At 71.3% G+C, this 18734-nt stretch carries 23 protein-coding genes, 1 tRNA gene and 1 pseudogene; 10 read left to right on the top strand and 15 right to left on the bottom strand.

Annotation, left to right across the window (positions count from 1 at the left end; genetic code table 11):
- Positions 1-87 precede the first annotated feature (87 nt).
- Entirely contained in the window at positions 88-1302 is a 1215-nt protein-coding gene (locus FB557_RS12845; protein WP_144858033.1) for an IS110 family RNA-guided transposase, read from the top strand.
- An 81-nt stretch (positions 1303-1383) separates the two neighbouring features.
- Here FB557_RS12845 and FB557_RS12840 read toward each other — a convergent pair whose 3' ends face one another.
- Positions 1384-2088: an HAD family hydrolase gene (locus tag FB557_RS12840; protein ID WP_281290070.1), complete on the bottom strand. Its 705-nt coding sequence runs from the start codon at positions 2086-2088 to the stop codon at positions 1384-1386.
- Between the two features lie 90 nt (positions 2089-2178).
- Between FB557_RS12840 and FB557_RS12835 the strand changes: the two genes are divergently transcribed.
- Complete coding sequence (locus FB557_RS12835; RefSeq protein WP_144858032.1) at positions 2179-3033, top strand: PAC2 family protein; 855 nt, start codon at positions 2179-2181, stop codon at positions 3031-3033.
- Here FB557_RS12835 and mshC read toward each other — a convergent pair.
- The 4 genes from mshC to FB557_RS12815 are packed head-to-tail and all read right to left on the bottom strand — an operon-like array spanning position 3018 to position 6397.
- Positions 3018-4295 carry a cysteine--1-D-myo-inosityl 2-amino-2-deoxy-alpha-D-glucopyranoside ligase gene (mshC, locus tag FB557_RS12830; RefSeq protein ID WP_144858031.1) on the bottom strand — a complete coding sequence of 426 codons (1278 nt, stop codon included), beginning with the start codon at positions 4293-4295 and terminating at the stop codon, positions 3018-3020. The two genes, FB557_RS12835 and mshC, sit on opposite strands and share 16 nt — an antisense overlap.
- Before the next feature lie 59 nt (positions 4296-4354).
- Positions 4355-5161, bottom strand: coding sequence for an SCO1664 family protein (locus tag FB557_RS12825; protein ID WP_144858206.1), 807 nt, complete (start codon positions 5159-5161; stop codon positions 4355-4357).
- On the bottom strand, positions 5158-5691 hold the full coding sequence (locus FB557_RS12820; protein WP_144858030.1) for a DUF3090 domain-containing protein: 534 nt from the start codon (positions 5689-5691) through the stop codon (positions 5158-5160). Before FB557_RS12820 ends, FB557_RS12825 begins: the two co-directional genes overlap by 4 nt.
- A 10-nt stretch (positions 5692-5701) precedes the next feature.
- Positions 5702-6397, bottom strand: a complete 696-nt coding sequence (locus FB557_RS12815; RefSeq protein WP_144858029.1) for an MSMEG_4193 family putative phosphomutase — start codon at positions 6395-6397, stop codon at positions 5702-5704.
- A 31-nt stretch (positions 6398-6428) separates the two neighbouring features.
- Between FB557_RS12815 and FB557_RS12810 the strand changes: the two genes are divergently transcribed.
- Entirely contained in the window at positions 6429-7439 is a 1011-nt protein-coding gene (locus FB557_RS12810; RefSeq protein WP_144858028.1) for a magnesium and cobalt transport protein CorA, read from the top strand.
- Here FB557_RS12810 and FB557_RS12805 read toward each other — a convergent pair.
- Positions 7436-7771 (bottom strand): primosomal protein, encoded by a 336-nt coding sequence (locus FB557_RS12805; protein ID WP_144858027.1) that lies wholly within the window; start codon positions 7769-7771, stop codon positions 7436-7438. The genes FB557_RS12810 and FB557_RS12805 overlap by 4 nt on opposite strands.
- 37 nt (positions 7772-7808) lie before the next feature.
- Between FB557_RS12805 and FB557_RS12800 the strand changes: the two genes are divergently transcribed.
- Positions 7809-8012: a DUF5703 family protein gene (locus tag FB557_RS12800; protein ID WP_144858026.1), complete on the top strand. Its 204-nt coding sequence runs from the start codon at positions 7809-7811 to the stop codon at positions 8010-8012.
- On the opposite strand, the gene FB557_RS12795 is transcribed toward FB557_RS12800, so the two are convergent.
- Entirely contained in the window at positions 7987-9309 is a 1323-nt protein-coding gene (locus FB557_RS12795; RefSeq protein WP_144858025.1) for a M20/M25/M40 family metallo-hydrolase, read from the bottom strand. The genes FB557_RS12800 and FB557_RS12795 overlap by 26 nt on opposite strands.
- 161 nt (positions 9310-9470) lie before the next feature.
- Here FB557_RS12795 and FB557_RS14650 point away from each other — a divergent pair, with 161 nt between their 5' ends.
- Positions 9471-9836: a bile acid:sodium symporter family protein gene (locus tag FB557_RS14650; protein WP_246074804.1), complete on the top strand. Its 366-nt coding sequence runs from the start codon at positions 9471-9473 to the stop codon at positions 9834-9836.
- Positions 9837-9882: 46 nt separating this feature from the next.
- Complete coding sequence (locus FB557_RS14645; protein ID WP_246074802.1) at positions 9883-10248, top strand: hypothetical protein; 366 nt, start codon at positions 9883-9885, stop codon at positions 10246-10248.
- Between the two features lie 37 nt (positions 10249-10285).
- Here FB557_RS14645 and FB557_RS12785 read toward each other — a convergent pair whose 3' ends face one another.
- Together FB557_RS12785 and FB557_RS12780 are read right to left on the bottom strand one after the other, a co-directional pair.
- Positions 10286-11122 (bottom strand): saccharopine dehydrogenase family protein, encoded by an 837-nt coding sequence (locus tag FB557_RS12785; protein ID WP_144858024.1) that lies wholly within the window; start codon positions 11120-11122, stop codon positions 10286-10288.
- A gap of 167 nt (positions 11123-11289) precedes the next feature.
- A tRNA-Leu gene (locus FB557_RS12780) sits at positions 11290-11375 on the bottom strand.
- A 112-nt stretch (positions 11376-11487) separates the two neighbouring features.
- Here FB557_RS12780 and FB557_RS12775 point away from each other — a divergent pair.
- From FB557_RS12775 to FB557_RS12765, 3 genes are read left to right on the top strand one after another with little or no spacing between them, the layout of a single operon-like run.
- Positions 11488-12255 carry a HipA family kinase gene (locus FB557_RS12775; protein ID WP_144858205.1) on the top strand — a complete coding sequence of 256 codons (768 nt, stop codon included), beginning with the start codon at positions 11488-11490 and terminating at the stop codon, positions 12253-12255.
- Complete coding sequence (locus FB557_RS12770; RefSeq protein ID WP_246074801.1) at positions 12252-12677, top strand: DUF3037 domain-containing protein; 426 nt, start codon at positions 12252-12254, stop codon at positions 12675-12677. Before FB557_RS12775 ends, FB557_RS12770 begins: the two co-directional genes overlap by 4 nt.
- Before the next feature lie 58 nt (positions 12678-12735).
- Positions 12736-13293, top strand: a complete 558-nt coding sequence (locus FB557_RS12765; protein WP_211356580.1) for a YbhB/YbcL family Raf kinase inhibitor-like protein — start codon at positions 12736-12738, stop codon at positions 13291-13293.
- Positions 13294-13299: 6 nt separating this feature from the next.
- Here FB557_RS12765 and FB557_RS12760 read toward each other — a convergent pair whose 3' ends face one another.
- The 6 genes from FB557_RS12760 to FB557_RS12735 all read right to left on the bottom strand — a co-directional run bounded on the left by FB557_RS12760 (position 13300) and on the right by FB557_RS12735 (position 18245).
- Positions 13300-14106, bottom strand: coding sequence for a TrmH family RNA methyltransferase (locus FB557_RS12760; RefSeq protein ID WP_144858023.1), 807 nt, complete (start codon positions 14104-14106; stop codon positions 13300-13302).
- Between the two features lie 23 nt (positions 14107-14129).
- On the bottom strand, positions 14130-14843 hold the full coding sequence (locus FB557_RS12755) for a sulfite exporter TauE/SafE family protein (RefSeq protein WP_170236297.1): 714 nt from the start codon (positions 14841-14843) through the stop codon (positions 14130-14132).
- Complete coding sequence (locus tag FB557_RS12750; protein ID WP_144858021.1) at positions 14840-15610, bottom strand: sulfite exporter TauE/SafE family protein; 771 nt, start codon at positions 15608-15610, stop codon at positions 14840-14842. Before FB557_RS12750 ends, FB557_RS12755 begins: the two co-directional genes overlap by 4 nt.
- A 46-nt stretch (positions 15611-15656) precedes the next feature.
- Positions 15657-16850 carry an SPFH domain-containing protein gene (locus tag FB557_RS12745; protein ID WP_144858020.1) on the bottom strand — a complete coding sequence of 398 codons (1194 nt, stop codon included), beginning with the start codon at positions 16848-16850 and terminating at the stop codon, positions 15657-15659.
- 98 nt (positions 16851-16948) lie between these two features.
- Positions 16949-17404: an NfeD family protein gene (locus FB557_RS12740; protein WP_144858019.1), complete on the bottom strand. Its 456-nt coding sequence runs from the start codon at positions 17402-17404 to the stop codon at positions 16949-16951.
- Positions 17405-17456: 52 nt separating this feature from the next.
- The gene (locus FB557_RS12735; protein WP_144858018.1) at positions 17457-18245 is read right to left on the bottom strand and encodes an ABC transporter ATP-binding protein; all 789 of its coding nucleotides are present in this window, start codon (positions 18243-18245) and stop codon (positions 17457-17459) included.
- Between the two features lie 30 nt (positions 18246-18275).
- Between FB557_RS12735 and FB557_RS12730 the strand changes: the two are divergent.
- A pseudogene (locus tag FB557_RS12730) lies at positions 18276-18734 on the top strand (hypothetical protein); the annotation flags it as partial.

Genomic DNA, 18734 nt, shown 5'->3' with positions numbered 1-18734 from the left:
AGCTTGGCGGTTCCTCACCAGTGTCCTGTCTGTCCGCCACGGCCGACGTCGACCCAGTCGAACGAAGCCGAAAGGGGCACGACCAGCATGGCACCAGCACCCGAGTCCATCGACAGCGAAGACATCGTCGGGGGCATCGACACCCACACCGATACCATCCACGTCGCCGTGATCACCCTCCTAGGCCGCGAGGTCGCCGACGAGCAGTTCCCGACGACCCCGGCCGGGTATCGAGCAGCGACCGACTTCTTGCATCAGCACGGTCGCATCGCCCGGGTCGGGATCGAGGGCACCAGCTCCTACGGCGCCGGGATCGCCCGTACCTGCGCCGCGGCGGGGCTGGAGGTCCTCGAGGTCCTGCGACCGGACAAGACCGTGCGCCGCCGGCAGGGCAAGTCCGACCCGATCGACGCCTACCACGCAGCCCGCGCGGTCCTGAGCGGACGAGCGACCTCGGCGCCCAAGGACGAGAAGATCCTCGGCCTGCGAGCCCTGCACGTTGCCCGCCGTTCCGCGGTCAAGGCGCGCACTGCGACCATCCACCAGATCCAGCAGCTGCTGATCACCGCCCCAGACCATGTCCGGGAGAAGTACCGGACCCTGAGCATCCCCCGCCTGGTCCAGGCCCTGGCACGGTGCCGACCCGACCGAACCGATCTCGTCGGCGGGGCCGTGCTGCGCGCCTTGAAAGACCTCGCGCACCGGCACGCCTTCCTCGACCAGCAGGCCCGCGACCTCGAGCACGACATCCAGGTCGTCGCCGAGTCCCTCAACCCCGGGCTCCTAGCCGCCCACGGCGTCGGTCCCGACACCGCGGCCCAACTGCTCATCACCGCCGGGGCCAACCCCGACCGGCTCCACAACGAGGCATCCTTCGCCGCGCTATGCGGAACCGCGCCCGTACCCGCATCCTCCGGGCGCACCCAGCGCCACCGGCTCTCACGCGGCGGGGACCGAGCCGCGAACAACGCACTGCACCGCATCGCCCTGGTCCGCATGTCCAGCCACGACCCCACCCGCGCCTACGTCCAACGCCAACGCGACAAAGGACGCTCCAGCCGCGAGATCCTCCGCCGCCTCAAACGAGCGATCGCCCGAGAAATCTTCAAGTACCTGACCCGCACCATCACCGTGCCCGCCATCGACGACCTCCGACCCCTGCGGCAGGCCAAGAACATCACCCTGACCCAAGCAGCCCAGCACTTCAACGTCTGGCCCGCCCACATCTCCACCCTCGAAAGAGGCACACGACGCGACGACACCCTCGCCACCGCCTACCGCGAATGGCTCACCGCCGCTTGACAACCAATAGGAGCATCAACGTGATCTGCAGGACCGGCCGGCGGTCCGACGAGGAGCTGGTGACGGAGGCCCAGGCCCGGGTCAGCTCTCCCGGGGCGGGGATGACGCCGAGCGAGCACGTTGCGCCAGCTCGCTGAGCGAGGCCCCGTCGAGGGTGCGGATTCGCGCCGCGCCAGGGACGTCGGGGATCGGCACGACGTGCGGCACAGCGATCGTGGGCACTCCGGCGGCGACCGCGGAGCGGACTCCGGTGGGGCTGTCCTCGATCGCCAGGCAGCGCTCGGGCGGCGCGGCGAGCAGATCGGCCGCGGTGAGATAGGGCTCGGGGTGCGGCTTGCCGTGGGTGACCTCGTCGCCGGTCACGAGGTGGGCGAAGGACCCAGGAGGCGCGGCGTCGACGACCGCCCTGGCCAGCGGCTGCCAGGACATCGTCACCAGGACGGCGGGTACGCCGAGCCGGCTGCCCTCGGCGAGCAGCTCCGCCGCACCGGGTCGCCACGGCACGTGCTCGCGGACCTGGTCCACGACCGACCCCATGAGCACGTGGACCACCTCGTGCGGGGTCAGGGTGACCGGGCTGTTGGCGATGATGAAGTCTGCGCTCACCAGGAGCGGGTTGCCGACGAGCTGGTGGGCCAGCTCGTCGGTCCACGTCCCGCCGAAGCGCTCCACGAGGGCGTGCTCGGCGCTGATCCAGTAGGGCTCGGTGTCGACGAGGGTGCCGTCCATGTCCCACAGGACGGCGTCGGGCAGCCGAGGATCGGTAGAGAGGGGACGGCCGGTCACGTCGGCCAACTGTAGCCACCTCCTCCCCGTAGGCTGATCGACGTCCCGCGCCGCAGCGCGGGCGCGATCCACGCAAGAGGAAGGAGCCACGTGATCGAGCTGCAGGAGATCCCGGAGCTGCACGACCCGGTCATGGTCCTGGCCTTCGAGGGGTGGAACGACGCCGGCGAGGCGGCGACGTCGACCCTGCTGCACCTGGCGCAGGAGTGGGAGGCCGACACCGTGGCCGCGCTCGACCCCGAGGACTACTACGACTTCCAGGTCACCCGCCCCGTGGTGCAGGGGCGACCGGGGTCACGGCGGATCGACTGGCGGACCACCCGGGTGCTCATCGCCTCCCCGGACGAGCTGGACCGCGACGTCGTGCTGGTCATCGGGATCGAGCCGTCCTTCCGGTGGCGCTCCTTCGCCGAGGAGATCCTGCAGATCGCCGACAAGCTCGGGGTGCAGACCGTCGTGAGCATCGGGGCGCTGCTCGCCGATGTCGCGCACACCCGCCCGATCCCGGTGACGGCGACCAGCGACGACGAGCGAACGATCGCCCGCTTCGACCTGGAGGCCTCGACCTACGAAGGGCCGACGGGCATCGTCGGTGTCGTCGCCGACGCGACCCGGCAGGCGGGTCTCGCCTCGATCTCGCTGTGGGCAGGGATCCCCCACTACGCGGGTCACGTGCCCTCGCCCAAGGCGACCTTCGCCCTGATCCGCGGGCTGGAGCGGATCCTCGACAGCGGACTACCGCACGGCACCCTCGAGGAGGACGGGCAGGCCTGGGAGCGGGGGGTGAACGAGGCCGCTGAGCAGGACGACGAGATCCGTGAGTACGTCGAGGTGCTCGAGGAGGCCCAGGACACCGCCGACCTGCCCGAGGCGACCGGCGACGCCATCGCTCGGGAGTTCGAGCGATACCTGCGCCGCCGACCCGAGGATCAGAGCGACGGCTGAGAAGCCTCGTCCGCGTCCTCGTGCAGGCGGATGCCGAGCAGGGCGTCGACGAGGTCGGCGACCGCTCCTGGTGCCGCTGGGTCCTCCCCAGCGGCGTCGCACCACCGGTCGACGGCACGCAAGGCTGCGGCGCTGTCGAGGTCGTCGGCCAGGGCGAGGCGAACCGCGGCGAGGGTCTCCTCGACGGCGGGACCTGCGGCCCGCTCAGTCGCCGACCGCCACCGCCGGAGTCGCTCGTCGGCGACGCCCATCGCCTCGTCGGTCCACGACCACTCGGTGCGGTAGTGATGGTCGAGCAGGACGAGGCGCACGGCCATCGGGTCCACTCCCTCGCGGCGCAGGTCGCTCACGCGCACGAGGTTGCCCTTGGACTTGCTCATCTTCTCGCCGTCGAGGCCCACCATGGCCTGGTGGCTCGTGTGGTGCGCGAAGCTCTCCAGCCCGGTCGCGGCCAGTGCCTGGATCGCGGTCATCGGGTGGTGGGGGAAGGCGAGGTCTGAACCACCTGCCTGCACCGAGACCTGCTCGCCGAGGTGGTGCATGGCGATAGCCGTGCACTCGATGTGCCAGCCCGGCCGACCGGGACCCAAAGGCCCCCCTTCCCAGGACGGCTCACCCTCCCTTCGCCCTCGCCAGAGCATCGGGTCGAGCGGGCCGCGCTTGCCGGCCCGGTCCGGGTCGCCCCCGCGCTCGCCCGAGAGCGTGAGCATCGTGTCGTGGTCGAGGTGGCAGGAGCGGCTGAGGTCCCCGGGCGCGATGACCTGGGCGAGGTCGAGATAGGTGTCCACCGCGCCCCCTTCGGCGACGGTGTAGGCCAGGCCGGCGTCCCGGATCGAGGCGAGGACCGCCACGATCTGCTCCATCGACTCGACCACGCCGACGTAGGCGTCGGGCGGCACGACCCGCAGGGCCGCCATGTCCTCGGTGAAGAGGCTGGTCTGCTCGGCGGCGAGGTCCTGCCAGTCGACCCCGTCGCGCGCGGCCCGCTCGAGCAGCGGGTCGTCGATGTCGGTGACGTTCTGCACGTACCTGACGGGCACGTCTGCATCGAGCAGGGCCCGGTGCAGCAGGTCGAAGGTCACGTAGGTGGCCGCGTGACCCATGTGAGTGGTGTCGTACGGCGTGACGCCGCAGACGTAGATCCGGGCGACGCCGTCGACGGTCACCACAGTCTCGCGCGAGGCGCGCACCGTGTCGTACAGCACGGGTACCTGCCCGACGCCGGGCAGGTCGGGCACGGCAGGGGCGGTCCATGACTTCACGGCGGCAGCCTACGGGTCTGCCGGGGAGCAGGAGCACGGCGGGCGCCCGCGCTGCCTGGTCAGACCGGGGGCCACGGGATGGCGGGCCAGTCCCCACCCGGGAGCGGGTGTACCCCGTCCCTTTGGAGCGCCTCGACCCGATCCCGCAGGGCGGCCACCTCGGGCACGGTGAGCAGCTCGTCGAGCTCGTCGGTCAGGGCTCGGTCCTCGGCCAGCGCGCGCTCGAGGCGGATCACCCGCTCCCGGTCGTGGTCCTGCAGCGGCTGACCTGCCCACCCCCACAGCACCGTGCGCAGCTTGGGCTCGGTGTGCAGGCTCACCGCGTTGTCGATCGCCACCGCGCGGTCGTCCTCGAGGAGGACGTGGCTGCCCTTGCGGTCCGAGCTGTTCAGCACCGCGTCGAGCACCGCAAGGGAGCGCAGCGACGCGGTGTCGGCGTGGTGCACGACCACCGGGCGGCCGAGCTCGTCCTCGCCGGCGAGGACCACGAGGTGGCCGGCCGGGACTTCCTCGGGCGCGGAGACATCCACCGGAGAGGGCCCACCCTCGACCGACCCGACCCAGCGCTGCACTGACCCGGGGCCGAGCGGGCCGGAGCGCAGCACGGTCACCGGGACGCTATCGAAGCCTGCGGCCCGAGAGAGCAGGTAGCACGCGCGCTCACGCGCGGCCAGAGATCCGTCCGGGAAGTCCCACAACGGGCGTTCGCCACGAACCGGCTTGTACGCGGCGAGGACCCGCTCACCGCCTTGCTCGACCTCGGCGACGAGCACGACGTTGCTGGCCTCGGGGTGCGCGCCGAGCAGGTGAATCTCGCCACCGTGGAGGTGGTGCTCGAGCCGGCCCGCGGCCGCGTCAGGGGTCAGCGCCGGTACCCGTTCGCCCGCGGGCAGATGTGGCCCGAGGGGTCCAGCGGTCCACCGCAGAAGGGACAGGACGGTCGGCCCGCGGACGCCACAGTGGTGCACCGGCGGGCGAAGGCACGCGCCTGCGAGGGCGAGAGGACGACTCGCAGCGAGTTGGTGTCCGCCGAGGTGAGGGCAGCGGTGTCGCTGACCTCGTCGGGGTCGTGGTCGTGACACTCGATGACGATGACCCGTCGGCCCTCGTCCCAGGCGAGCGAGAGTGCCTGGACCCGGTACTCCTCCTCGATCGGGGTGTCCAGCGGCGCGTTGTCGGCCGAGCCGACAGCCGCCAGGACCCCGGCGTCGGCGTCGGCGAGCTGGTCCAACAGCTCCTCGATCCGCTCGGCGAGGACGGTCACGTGGACCTTCTCGACCGACACCTGGGTGCGCCGGGCCTCGTCGCTCGCCTGGAGGAAGAAGGTCCTCGCGCCCGGCTCCCCGACGGTGCCCACGACGAACCGCGTCGGAGGGTCGTACTCGATCAGGCTCATAGTCGCGACCCTAGCCCGCTCCCCCGCCGACGGCGGCATCGCTGCCGGGGGTCTCGGCGGGCGGTTCCTTCGGCGCCGCGAGGGGCCCGGAGTCGTTGACCCGCAGCACGAAGGCTCGCTCCGGCGCGTAGCGCACAACGCTCACCGAGGCCGGGTCGACGACGTAGCGTTGGAACTCGTCCAGGGGCGTCGCCGCCGCGTCGGCGAGCACCGACTTGATGATGTCGCCGTGGCTCACCGCGAGCCAGATCGCGCCGGGTCCGCTCTGCGCCTCCACCTCGGCGTCGATGGCTCTCACGGCAGCGACCGCCCGCTGCGCCATCTGCAGGATCGACTCGTGCGGGTACTCCTCGGACTCCGGGAAGACCGCCTCGCTCGGCCGCCGCTGCACGGTCTGCCAGAGGTCCTCCTTCGCGAGCTCGCTCAGTGCTCGACCGGTCCACGCGCCGTACCGGGCCTCCCCCAGCCCGTCATGGACCTCCGGGGTCACGCCCAGGGCCTCTGCGAGCGGCCGGGCTGTCTCCCGGCACCGGAGCAGGGGGCTGGTGACGACCCGGGCGAAGGGGAGGTGTGCCAGTCGGTCGGCCACGTCGGCCGCCTGCCGACGGCCGGCCTCGTCGAGGTGCACGCCGTCGGTCCAGCCAGCGAGGACCCCTTCGCTGTTGGCGGTCGAGCGACCATGCCGCAGGAGGACGCAGTGAGCCACACCGACATGGTACGTGCGTCATGATGGCGCCGTGATCGTCGACCAGGCCCGGTACACCGACGGGCAGCGCCAGCAGTGCGAGGACCTCGGCGCCACCCTGGCGCAGATCAGGCAGCGTGACGACGACCCGTCGGACTTCGTCTGGGTGGGTCTGAAGGACCCCAGCCCGGCGACCTTCTCGCACGTGGTCAGCGATGAGATGAACCTGCACGACCTGGCGATCGAGGACGCGGTCACCGGTGACCAACGCGCGAAGTTCGAGCGCTACGACGAGACCTGGTTCGTCGTCCTCAAGCCGCTGCGCTACCTCGACGAGACCTCCGATGTCGAGACCGGCGAGCTGATGCTCTTCGTCGGTCCCCACTTCATCGTGACCACCCGCCGGGGTGAGGCGAGCCCACTCGGCGACCTGCGGCGCCGCCTGGAGTCCGACCCGGACCAGCTGCGCCACGGCCCGTGGGGGGTGCTCCATCTGATCGTCGACAGCATCGTCGACAACTACCTCGCGATCGAGGACGAGCTGCAGATCGACCTCGAGCAGATCGAGGCGGCCGTCTTCAACCCGGCGTCGACGATCACCTCCGAGGACATCTACCGGCTCAAGCGCGAGGTGCTCGAGTTCAAGCGGGCGGCGCTGCCGCTCGTGCGGCCGCTCCACCAGCTCGTGCGGGGCGAGGGCCCGGACCTCGACGAGGAGCTGCGGCTGCAGCTGCGCGACGTGGCCGACCACCTCAGCCAGGTGATCGACGACATCGAGTCGATGGACCGGCTGCTCAGCGACGTCCTCTCGGCCCATCTCGCGCAGGTCGGCGTCGAGCAGAACCGGGACATGCGCAAGATCTCGGCCTGGGTGGCGATGGCGGCGCTGCCGACGATGATCGCCGGGATCTACGGGATGAACTTCGAGGTCATGCCCGAGCTGACCGCGAGCGTGGACCTCGGCGGTCGCGAGGTCTACTACGGCTACTTCGTCGTGCTGGCGGTCATGGTGCTGGCTTGCCTCGGCCTGTACCGGCTGTTCAAGCGCTCCGGCTGGCTCTAGCGCGACTCGTCGTCCTCGGCGTCCTCGTCGTCGCTGTCGTAGTCCTCGTCGTCGAGCCCGGAGTAGGACGTGTCGTCCTCGTCCTCGTCGTACTCCTCGTCACCCGAGTCCTCAGAGTCGTCGAGGTCGCTGTCGTCGACGACGATGAGGGGGGTCATCTCGCCGTACTCGTCGTTGAGGGCGTCGTCGTACGCCTCGAAGGCGTCGGCCAGGTCCTCGTAGGCCGCGACGACCCGCGGGTCGTCCTCCCCGTTGCGGGTCGATGACGCCTCGAGGTGCCGCTCGAAGGTGGCGATGAGCTTGTTCAGCGCGGCGCGCGCGTCGGCGGTCATGGCATGACGGTACCGCCCGGGATAAGAATGTGTCTCGATGGTCGAGTACGAGTTCCAGGTCCTGACGTTCCCCCGCGGCGCCACCCGCTCGCAGATCCGTGCGGCCCTCGCGGAGCAGGCCGAGTACGGGCGGTGGGAGCTGCACCGGACCGTGGTCTACACCGGCGGCGCCCAGCGCTCGTGGCTGCGCCGCAAGATCATCCGGATGCCGCGGGTCAGCAGGTCTCGATCAGCCGCATGAGCACCCGCGCGCCGAACTCCAGGGACTCGGTGGGCACCCGCTCGTCGATGCCATGGAACATCGGCGCGAAGTCGAGGTCGGCCGGCAGCCGCAGCGGGGCGAAGCCGTACCCGGTGATCCCGAGCAGTGAGAGCGCCTTGTTGTCGGTCCCTCCGGAGAGGCAGTAGGGCAAGATCTGCGCGTCCGGGTCCTCGGCCTGCAGGGCGGCACGCATCGTGTCTACCAGCGGGCCCTCGAAGGGGGACTCCAGCGAGATGTCGCGGTGCTCGACCTCCACGCTCACCTTGTCGCCCGCGAGCTGGCGCAGCGTCTGCATGAGCCCCTCCTCGTGCCCGGGGAGGAAGCGGGCGTCGAGGGCGGCGGTCGCCTCCTGCGGGATGACGTTGTGCTTGTAGCCGCCGTCGAGCATCGTCGGGTTGGCGGTGTCCTGCAGCGTGCCGCGGACGAACCCCTCGGCACCCCCGAGGTGGCTGAGCAGCTCGTCGAGGTCCTTGTCGTTGTAGCTCACGCCGGTCAGCTCGGAGAGACCGTCGAGCAGCTGGCGCACCGGCGCGATGTACTCCCGGGGCCACTTGTGCGCCGCGATCCGCCCGATCGCCTCGGCCAGGTGCACCACGGCGTTGTCGTCGGTCGGCACCGAGCCGTGACCGGCGGTCCCGGTGGCGCGCAGCCGCAGCCAGGCGATGCCCTTCTCGGCCGTCTGCAGCAGGTAGACCCGGCGCTCCTCCCCTTCGTCGCCCGAGATGGTCACGCTGTACCCGCCGACCTCGCTGATCGCCTCGGTCACCCCGGAGAAGACCTCGGGGTGCTCGTTGACGAGGAAGTGGCTGCCGAGGTCGCCGCCGGCCTCCTCGTCGGCGAAGAAGATGATGACGAGGTCGCGCGGCGGCACGATCTGGCGGCGGGCCATGTGCCGGACGCAGGCGAGGATCATCGCGTCCATGTCCTTCATGTCGACCGCGCCGCGGCCCCAGACGCAGCCGTCCCGGATCTCCCCGGCGAAGGGGTCGACGCTCCAGTCCGCAGCGTTGGCCGGGACGACGTCGAGGTGGCCGTGGATGCACAGCGCGCCGCGCTTCTCGTCCGCGCCGGGGATCCGAACGACGACCGTGGCGCGTCCGGGTTCGGCCTCGAAGAGCTGCGGGCTCAGGCCCACCTCCTCGAGCTCACGCATGACGTAGTCGGCCGCGGCCCGCTCCCCCGGCCCCTCGCGGTCGGGCCCGTAGTTGCTCGTGTCGATCCGGATGAGCTCCTGGCAGATCCGGACGACCTCCTGCTCGGGGGCGGTGATATCCATGTCCCCACCCTAGGTGGGGCTAGCGCACGCCGTGTCCGGGGTCGATCGCTGCCCTATCGTCCGGTCCTGGACTCGTCGCTGCTCACGGTCGGCCTCCCGATCGCCCTGGCCGTCATCATGCGCGGCCTGGGGCTGGACCTCACGCCCGAGGACTTCACACGGTGGCGCGACGACCGCGCGCGGTCGTCGTCGCGCTTCTCTGCCAGGTGGTGCTGCTCCCCCTCGTGGCCTTCGGCCTGGCGTCGGTCTTCGCCCTCCCGCCGCTGCTCGCCGTCGGCTTCATGCTGCTGGCCGCCTCACCAGGCGGCACGACCGCCAACCTGTACAGCCACCTCTTCCGCGGCGACGTCGCGCTCAACATCACCCTCACCGCGATCAACTCGGTGCTCGCGACATCACCCTGCCCCTCATCGCCAACCTCGCCATCGCGCACTTCGCGCCCGACAACGACTCGCTCGGCCTGCAGGTCGGCAAGGTGCTCCAGGTCTTCGCCATCGTGCTGGTCCCGGTGGGGATCGGCATGCTGATCCGGCGCGCCCGTCCCGCGTTCGCGGAGCGGATGGACCGCGGCCCGTGCGGATCGCCTCGGCCGTCCTGCTCCTTCTCGTGGTCCTCGGCGCCATCCTCGCCGAGCGCGAGAACGTCGGGACCTACATCGCCCAGGTCGGGCTGGTCACGACCCTCTTCTGCGCGCTGTCCCTCACCGTCGGCCACCTCGCGCCACGGGTGCTCGGGATGAGCCAGCCGGAGGCGATCGCCTCCGGCTTCGAGATCGGCATCCACAACAGCACCCTCGCCATCGCCATGGCGGTGACGGTGCTGCAGGTGGCCGAGATGGCGGTACCGCCCGCGGGCTACGGCATCGTCATGTTCTTCGTCGCTGGCGCCTTCGGGGTCCTCGTGACCCGGGGAAGGCGGCCCGCGGACGAGACCGCTTGACCGCGGACGAAGCCGCGGGACGATGAGGGGGACAGCGTCATCCGCACGGATGATCGGGGGCCGGGCCGGACACCCGGCTCAGCGCCTCGGGAATCTCACGGACCACCTGCTCCAGCGTGGTCATGTCGCCCGGGTGCAGGACTCCCCTGGCCGTCGTCCGGCACGCCATCCGGGCGAAGGTGACGGCCGCGCAGGCGGTCCCGAGGTAGTCGGACTCCGACCGGACCACCAGGCGCTCCTCACCACTGACAGCGGTGAGAAGAATCGCCTCATCGTGCGGGTGCTGCCGGGGCCGAGCCAGCCGTCGTGCCACGCCCGGGCGAGTTAGCAGAGACAGCATCCGTGCGGCGCGCAACCCCATGACGGCACGGTTGACAGCATCCTTCTCGAAGGCGACCACCACCTCCAGCGGCAGCGGTTGACGCATCAGGGCCGACTCGTCGGTCCGCAGTCGGGCGGCCGTGCGTCGGCCGAGGCCGGCGTAGCAGAACCAGCTCACATCCTCGGCGTCTTGCACGGCCCGCAACATGTCCGCTACCCCGGTCGCACCGCTACGTGCACGGTCGGCGATGAGGAAGCCGACTCTCACCGGACCGGACGTCGCCTGGTACAGCTCGAGCGCCATCAAGCCGGTCACCCCCGGAGCCTGGCCTGCACAGACCACCTGGGGGGCGCTGTCGGGCGCGACCTCCTTGCGCGCCCGAAGGGCGATGTCGTAGTCCGCGCTCACGTCGACGCTGGGAATGCCCTGCTCTGCACAGACCCGTTGCACGACCGGTGATCGCTGCGGGACTGCGCTGATCACGCAGTCGATGCCGCGGAACGCCCGTCGAAGGGAGTCGGCGTTCGCCGCATCGACAAACCGGGAGGTCACATCCCCCGAGGTTGCGCCCGGTCCTCGATACCCGGCGATCACCGTCCCGGGGAAGCGCGCCTGGGCTTGCGCATGGATGAGTTCTCCAAGAGATCCACCTGCTCCGAGAACCAGGAGTCGCACTCGTCATACGTTAGCAACGACCCCGCCGTAACGAGGTCGCACGGTGTCCGAGGGGGGACTTGAACCCCCATGCCCTAATACGGGCACTAGCACCTCAAGCTAGCGCGTCTGCCAATTCCGCCACCCGGACAGGTGATCCGACGGCCGGGGAGCCATCGGGGCAACGACGCCAGACTCTACACCCGTCCTCCGGGGCGACGAAATCGACGGCCCAGGTGCGTACCCTCGCTGTCGTGCCCGAGATGCTCCGCCACGTCACTGCGACCCGGTACGCGGTCCCCCTTCGCGAAGGGGGATCCCTGCCCGGGATCGTCGAGGCCGACGACCTCGGGATGTACGTCACGAAGATGCGCGGTGCCGGCCAGGGTGTGCGCGTCCTCGCCGCCGAGGTGCTCGTCGCCGGGCTCGCCGCCGAGGTCGGGGTGCCGGTGCCCGAGCTGGTCACCGTCGAGCTGTCCTCGGAGATCGCCCGGTGGGAGGCCGACGAGGAGGTGCAGGACCTGCTCACCGCCTCGGTCGGGCTGAACCTCGGGATGGACTACCTGCCCGGCGCCTTCGGCTACGACGGGTCGCGGCCGGCCGATCGTGATCTCGCCGCCGCCATCCTCTGGCTCGACGCCTTCACCGCCAATGTCGACCGCACCTGGGCCAACCCCAACCTGCTGCGCTGGCACGAGCGGGTCTGGGCGATCGACCACGGGGCGGCGCTGTACTTCCACCACGCCTGGGCGCGCAAGGCGCCGGACGCCGAACGCTTCGTCCGGGCGCCCTACGACACGAGCCAGCACGTGCTCGCCGATGTCGCCGCGCCGGTCGAGCCCGTGCACGACCGAGCGCTGGCCGCGCTCGACGAGGAGGCGATCGCGGCACTGGTCGAGCGCGTCCCCGACGAATGGCTTCCGCCGGGCGAGCAGCTCAAGAGTGCCGAATCGGTCCGAGGCGCCTACCGCGACCACCTGGCGCAGCGCCTGCGCCACCCCGAGCACTGGCTGCCCGGGGGTGCCCGGTGAGCGCAGTGAGCCCAGCGAGCGCAGTGAGCCCGGTGAGCCCGGCGGCCGGCCACACCTACCAGTACGTCGTGCTGCGCTGCGTCCCCCGGGCCGAGCGCGAGGAGTTCGTCAACGTCGGGGTGGTGCTGCGCTCGCAGCAGGCGGGCGCGCTCCTCGCCGGCTTCCACCTCGACGAGCGGCGGCTCGCCGCGCTCGACCCCGAGCTGGACACCGGCGCCGTGAGCGACGCCCTGCAGGTGATCGCCGACGTGTGTGTCGGACGCACCGGCGGAGGTCGACCCGACCTGCCCGACGACGGTCGGCGCTTCGGCTGGATCTCCGCTCCCCGCTCGACGGTGGTGCGACCCGGACCGGTGCACACCGGCATCGCCACCGACCCCCAGGCCGAGCTCGACCGGCTGCTTCGGCTGCTCGTGCGCTGACCCGGGCTCCCCCCCCTTCGCCCCCACGGGTGGGGCCGAGCGGCCTAGGGTCGGGAGCATGGACATGAAGCGACCGACTGCGCCCGAGCCGTACTCCCTCCTGCCGGATACCGCAGCCTTCGAGGTCCGCAGCGACACCGTGCAGGACGCCACCGAGATGGGGCAGGAGCAGGTCTTCGACGACTGGGGCCTCAGCGGAGGCAACGTCTCCCCGCACCTGGCCTGGAGCGGCGCTCCGGAGGGCACGAAGGGTTACGCGGTCTCCTGCTTCGACCCGGACGCGCCCACCCCGGCCGGCTTCTGGCACTGGACGGTCCTCGGCATCCCCGCAGACGTGACCGAGCTCGCCGAGGGCGCGGGGGCCGAGGGCGGCGCGAAGCTGCCCGACGGCGCCTTCATGGTCTCGACTGACTTCGGCACCAAGGCCTACGGCGGTGCCGCACCGCCCCCCGGCGACGGACCGCACCGCTACGTCTTCGCCGTGCACGCCCTGGACACCGACGACCTCGGCGTGGATGACTCCGTGACCTGCACGGTCGCGGCCTTCACCTACCTCGGGCACACCCTCGGACGCGCCCTGATCACCCCCACCTACGAGATCGAGGGTGAGGACTGACCCGGGTCAGACCCGCAGCGCCCACGCCGCGACCGCGCTCGCCGCGGCGGCGTTGAGCGAGTCCACTCCCCCACGCATGGGGATGGTCACGGTGAGGTCCACCTGTGCCAAGGCCGAGCGGGTGAGCCCGTCCCCCTCGGTGCCGACGACCACGGCAAGCCGCTCCGGCGGGTCCGCGGCGAGCACCTCCAACGGTGTCGCGTCCTCGGCGAGCGCCATCCCGGCGACGACGAAGCCGAGGTCACGCAAGGTCGCGATGTCACCGGGCCAGGACGACACCTGCGTCCACAGCACCTGGAAGACCGTGCCCATCGACACCCGGACCGAGCGGCGGTAGAGCGGGTCGGCGCACCGCGGGGTGACGAGCACGGCGTCGAAGCCCAGGCCCGCCGCGGAGCGGAAAACCGCTCCGACGTTGGTGTGGTCGACGAGGTCCTCGAGCACGAGCACACGGCGCGCCGAGGCGCAGACCTCGGCGACCGTCGGCAGGTCCGGGCGGTGCATCGAGGCCATCGCGCCGCGATGCATGTTGTAGCCGGTGATGCCCTCGACCACCTCGGGGTCGGCGAGATAGACCGGCACGCCGTCACTCTCGCAGCGCTCCACGACGTCGGCGAGCGGCTCGAGCCATCGCGGGCTCATGAGCATCGACCTCGGGCGGTGCCCGGCAGCGAGCGCGCGGCGGATCACCTTCTCGGACTCGGCGAGGTAGAGGCCGCCGGCCGGCTCGAGCAGCTTGCGCAGCCGGACGTCGGTCAGCGACGCATAGTCGCGCAGCCGGGGGTCCTCGCTCGTCGTGATCGGGGTCGGCACGCGCGCCAGCGTAGAGCAGCGCTCTACAGGACGAGAGCGCGCAGGATGACGACGACGCTGCTGATCGCGCAGAAGGCGAGCACGGAGCGGCGCATCCTGGCGTGGTCGAGCCGACGCTTGACCGGGCCGCTGAGCAGGTAGCCGGCGAAGAGGAAGGGCAGCCACGCCACGGCCGCCCGAAGCTGCTCCACGTGCATCTGACCCCCGATCGCGAGGGCGACCATCGAGACCGTGGAGCCGGCGACGAAGAAGGCCGCGAGGGTCGCCCGGATCCGGTCGGGGCGCTCGTTCTGCAGCACGATCGCGAAGAACGGTCCGCCGATCGCGGCCGCCGTCCCGGAGACGCCGGTTAGGGCTCCGGCGGCCAGTGCGTTGCGCTGGGTCGCGACGGCATCGACCCGTCGGATCGAGAGCGCCACCGAGACGAGCACCATCACCCCGACGACGAGCGCGATGCCGCGGGCCGGCAGCACGGTGACCAGCCAGACCCCGACCGGCGTGAGCAGCACGCGCGCCCCGAGGGCAGAGCGCAGCAGGGCCCAGTCGATGTCCCGGGGCCCTGCGACGAGCTGGGTCAGCGGCAGGGTGAAGCCGAGGACGAGCAGCGCGGTCGGCATGAGCTCTGGAGCGACGAGGACGACGAAGGGGGCGGCGACGACCGCGATCCCGAAGCCGATCGAGGACTGGACCAGGGAGCCGACGAGGACGACGAGGCCGAGGAGCAGGAGGGTGCTCACCCGGTGACCAGGGCGATGATCGCAACCACGCCGATGACGGCGATGAAGGCGCGCAGCGCGTTCGGCGGCAGGCGGCGCCCGACCCGTGCCCCGAGGAATCCGCCCACCAGGGCTCCGACACCGACGAGCAGGGCCACCTGCCAGTCGACGAGTTCGGGCGAGACGATGATGAAGGTCAGCGCCGCGACTCCGTTGACGATGGTGCCGAGGACGTTCTTGACCCCGTTGAGTCGCTGCAACGGCTCGGTGCTCAGCGTGCTCAGCAGGCCGATGAGGATGACCCCCTGCGCGGCGCCGAAGTAGCCGCCGTACACCCCCGCCACGAGCACACCGGCCATGAGCGCGACGACGTGCCACCACGGTGCCGGGCGGCCCTCCACGTGGTGCCCCCGCGCCCACCGCTGGACCCGTGGCCCGGCGAGGACGAGCACCACCCCGAGGGCGATGAGGGCCGGGACGATCGCATCGAAGGCCGCCGCCGGGAGCACGAGGAGCAGCAGCGCGCCGATCATCGCCCCGAGGAGCGACATCGGGACGAGCCGCCGGACCATCGACCCCGCGCCGCGCAGCTCTGGCAGGTAGCCCGCCACCCCGGTGACCCCGCCGGCGACGAGGCCGATGCTGTTCGAGATGTTGGCCGTGACCGCCGGGACGCCCACCGCGAGCAGCGTCGGGAAGGTGATGAGCGTCCCCGACCCGACGATCGTGTTGATCATCCCGGCGCCGACACCGGCGAGGATGACCACGAACACGTCGAAGGGGGACACCCGGCCAACCCTACGTCTGGCGGTGTCCCCCTTCGTCCGGGCCCGATCAGCGGGCGGGAGGCGGCTCCTCGCCCGGAGCGGCGGGAGGCGAAGGGGGTGTCACGTCCGGCATGCCCTGGGGCTCAGGAGCCTGGGGCGCGGGCTGCTGCGGCGGCTCGGGGGCCGGCCCGGCCAGGTCGCCCTTGGGTTGCACCCTGCCCGCCGGGGTGGCGTGCTCGCTCGCCTCACGGCTGGCCTGACCGGCCTGACCGCGGGCCTCGCGCAGCGCGTCTGCCGGGTCTTCGAGCGCGGTGTCGGCGAAGGCGTTGTCCTCCGGCCCCTCCGGCTCGACCCAGCCATCGTCGTCCCCGCCGAGGTCGGGGGTGCCGCTCTGGCCGAGCGCCCCGCCGATGCCGCGCAGCGCGTCGGTGAGCTCGCTGGGGATGACCCACATCTTGTTGCTGTCGCCCTGGGCGATCTGCGGCAGCACCTGGAGGTACTGGTAGGCGAGGAGCTTCTGGGTCGGCTTGCCCCGGTGGATCGCGTCGAAGACCTGCTGGATCGCGCGCGCCTGACCCTGCGCCTCGAGGACGCGGGCCTGGGCGGAGCCCTCCGCCCGGAGGATCTGGCTCTGCTTCTCACCCTCGGCGGTGAGGATCGCCGACTGCTTGGTGCCCTCGGCGTTGAGGATGGCTGCACGGCGGTCCCGCTCGGCCTTCATCTGCTTCTCCATCGACTCCTGGATCGACATCGGCGGGTCGATCGCCTTGAGCTCGACCCGGTTGACCCGGATCCCCCAGCGGCCGGTCGCCTCGTCGAGCGCACCGCGCAGCTGTCCGTTGATCTGGTCGCGGCTGGTGAGGGTCTGCTCGAGGTCGAGGCTGCCGATGACGTTACGCAAGGTGGTGACCGTGAGCTGCTCGATGCCCTGGATGAAGTTGGCGATCTCGTAGACCGCGCTCTTGGAGTCGATGACCGTGTAGTAGATGACCGTGTCGATGTTGACGACGAGGTTGTCGCTGGTGATCACCGGCTGCGGCGGGAAGCTGACGACCTGCTCGCGCAGGTCGATGCTCGCCCGCACCTTGTCGACGAAGGGGACGAGGATGTGGATCCCGCCCTCGAGGGTGCGCGAGTAGCGGCCCAGCCGCTCGATGATCAGCGTGGTCTGCTGCGGCACGATGCGCACCGTCTTGAAGAGGATGACCAACGCGAAGACGACGAGTGCCGCCAGGAAGATCAAGATCGCCAGGCTCTCCATGAGCTCTCCTTGTTCGTTGCTCTTGCTTCGATCCTGGAGCTGCCCGGGCGGGCAGCTCCCCCTGCTCGGTGCCCGGCGAGCCGGGCACCTCGTGATGGCTAGTGCTCGGGTCGCGCGACGACGATCGCCGTCGCGCCGTCGAGCCGGGTCACCTGCACCTCCGCGCCGGGCTCGCACGGCGCCTCACCGTCGGGCACCCGCGCGCTCCACACCTCACCGGCGAGCTTGACCCGGCCGTCGGTCTCGGTGACGGTCTCGAGGACGCGAGCGGTCCTCCCTTCGAGCCCGGCCCTGCCGATCGTGTCGGCTCCCTGCCCGGCCATGAACCGGCGCTTGGCCAGCGGCCGGACCACCCCGATGAGGAGCACCGAGACGACGACCGCCACGATCACCTGAACGATGACGCCGGCTCCGGCCGCAGCCGCGGCAGCTGCCGCGAGGGCCCCGCCGGCGAGCATGACGAAGACGAAGTCGACGGTCGCCGCCTCGACCGCCACGAAGATCAGCGCGAGGGCCATCCAGGCCAGCCACAGGTTGTCGCTCAACCACTCCATGGGTGCTACCTCCGACGTCTCGCGTACCGGGACAGGGTCATCTCGCGCCTCATCATGCCTGCCGGGCACGCGCTGCGAAACGCTGCCCGTGCTGCTCGAGGGTGAGCTCCATGCCGAAGGTGGCGGCAAGGTTGTCCTCGGTGAGGGTGATCTCGATCGGCCCCTGCGCGACGACCCGGCCCTCGCGCAGCAGGAGGATGTCGGTGAAGTGCGGCGGGATCTCCTCGACGTGGTGGGTCACCATGACCAGCGCCGGCGCCGCGAGGTCGGCGGCGATCTCGCCGAGCCGGGTTACGAGGTCCTCGCGCCCGCCGAGATCGAGGCCGGCGGCAGGCTCGTCGAGGAGCATCAGCTCGGGGTCGGTCATCAGCGCCCGGGCGATCTGGACCCGCTTGCGCTCCCCCTCGGACAGCGTGCCGAAGGTGCGCCCCGACAGGTGCGCGGCCCCGAGGGCGGCGAGCAGCTCATCGGCTCGGGCGTGGTCGAGCTCGTGGTAGCTCTCGCGCCAGCGCCCGACCACCCCGTAGGACGCGGTGACGACGACGTCGCGCACGCTCTCGTGGTCGGGGATCTGGGCGGCCAGCGCCGAGGAGGACAGGCCGATCCGGGGGCGCAGCTCGAAGACGTCGACCGCGCCGAGCACCTCGCCGAGGATGCCGGCGACCCCGCTCGTGGGGTGGATCCGCCCGGCGGCCAGCTGCAGCAGTGTCGTCTTGCCCGCGCCGTTCGGGCCGAGCACGACCCAGCGTTGCCCCTCCTCGACCTCCCAGTCGACGCCGTCGAGCAGTGCAGTGCCGCCGCGCCGCACCCCGACGTCGGCGAAGGCGAGGACATCACTCATGCCTGGACCCTATCCGTCTACGATGCTCCGATGCTCGAGCTCCCTGGCAGCGTGCGCGTCGCGCTCTGGGCGACCCGATGTCTCGCCGGTGACCTCCCGGTCGAGCAGGTGGCGCCCCGGGCGCTGCCCGACGTCGACCACGTCGCGGGCCTGGTCCCTGCGCTCTCGCTGTGGCGCGATCTCGGGGAGAGCGCCGTGCTCGTGGCGCTCGGTGGCTCCGGCGGCCTCAGCGGGGTGCCGCGGTGCTCGCCGCAGGCGCTCGCCGCCGTCGCCGAGGCCGGGGAGTGCCTCGTCGTGCCGGGGGTGGGCGGTCTGCTCGTCCCGGAGCACTCGACCTTCGGGTCCAGCGGGCGCAGGGTCGACTGGACCCCCTTCGACGCCGACCCGGTCCCGGTCCACCGGGTCGAGATGCTCTCCCTCTCCCATCTCGAACGCAGCCTGCAGACCCTCCTCACCGAGGCGATGGCCGACCTCGAGGCGGCGGGCGGT

Source organism: Marihabitans asiaticum, from assembly GCF_007828725.1.
Classification (GTDB): Bacteria; Actinomycetota; Actinomycetes; order Actinomycetales; family Dermatophilaceae; genus Marihabitans; species Marihabitans asiaticum.
Note: the sequence above shows the minus strand (reverse complement) of the source record. Positions and strands in the feature narration are given on the sequence as shown.

Excerpts from the sequence above, each read along its gene's own strand:
- FB557_RS12845 (WP_144858033.1), top strand. The coding sequence starts at position 88 with ATGGCACCAGCACCCGAGTCCATCGACAGCGAAGACATCGTCGGGGGC.
- FB557_RS12820 (WP_144858030.1), bottom strand. The coding sequence starts at position 5,691 with ATGAGCCTGATCGAGTACGACCCTCCGACGCGGTTCGTCGTGGGCACC.
- FB557_RS12805 (WP_144858027.1), bottom strand. The coding sequence starts at position 7,771 with ATGACCGCCGACGCGCGCGCCGCGCTGAACAAGCTCATCGCCACCTTC.
- FB557_RS12800 (WP_144858026.1), top strand. The coding sequence starts at position 7,809 with ATGGTCGAGTACGAGTTCCAGGTCCTGACGTTCCCCCGCGGCGCCACC.
- FB557_RS12795 (WP_144858025.1), bottom strand. The coding sequence starts at position 9,309 with ATGGATATCACCGCCCCCGAGCAGGAGGTCGTCCGGATCTGCCAGGAG.
- FB557_RS12775 (WP_144858205.1), top strand. The coding sequence starts at position 11,488 with ATGCTCCGCCACGTCACTGCGACCCGGTACGCGGTCCCCCTTCGCGAA.
- FB557_RS12765 (WP_211356580.1), top strand. The coding sequence starts at position 12,736 with ATGGACATGAAGCGACCGACTGCGCCCGAGCCGTACTCCCTCCTGCCG.
- FB557_RS12745 (WP_144858020.1), bottom strand. The coding sequence starts at position 16,850 with ATGGAGAGCCTGGCGATCTTGATCTTCCTGGCGGCACTCGTCGTCTTC.
- FB557_RS12740 (WP_144858019.1), bottom strand. The coding sequence starts at position 17,404 with ATGGAGTGGTTGAGCGACAACCTGTGGCTGGCCTGGATGGCCCTCGCG.
- FB557_RS12735 (WP_144858018.1), bottom strand. The coding sequence starts at position 18,245 with ATGAGTGATGTCCTCGCCTTCGCCGACGTCGGGGTGCGGCGCGGCGGC.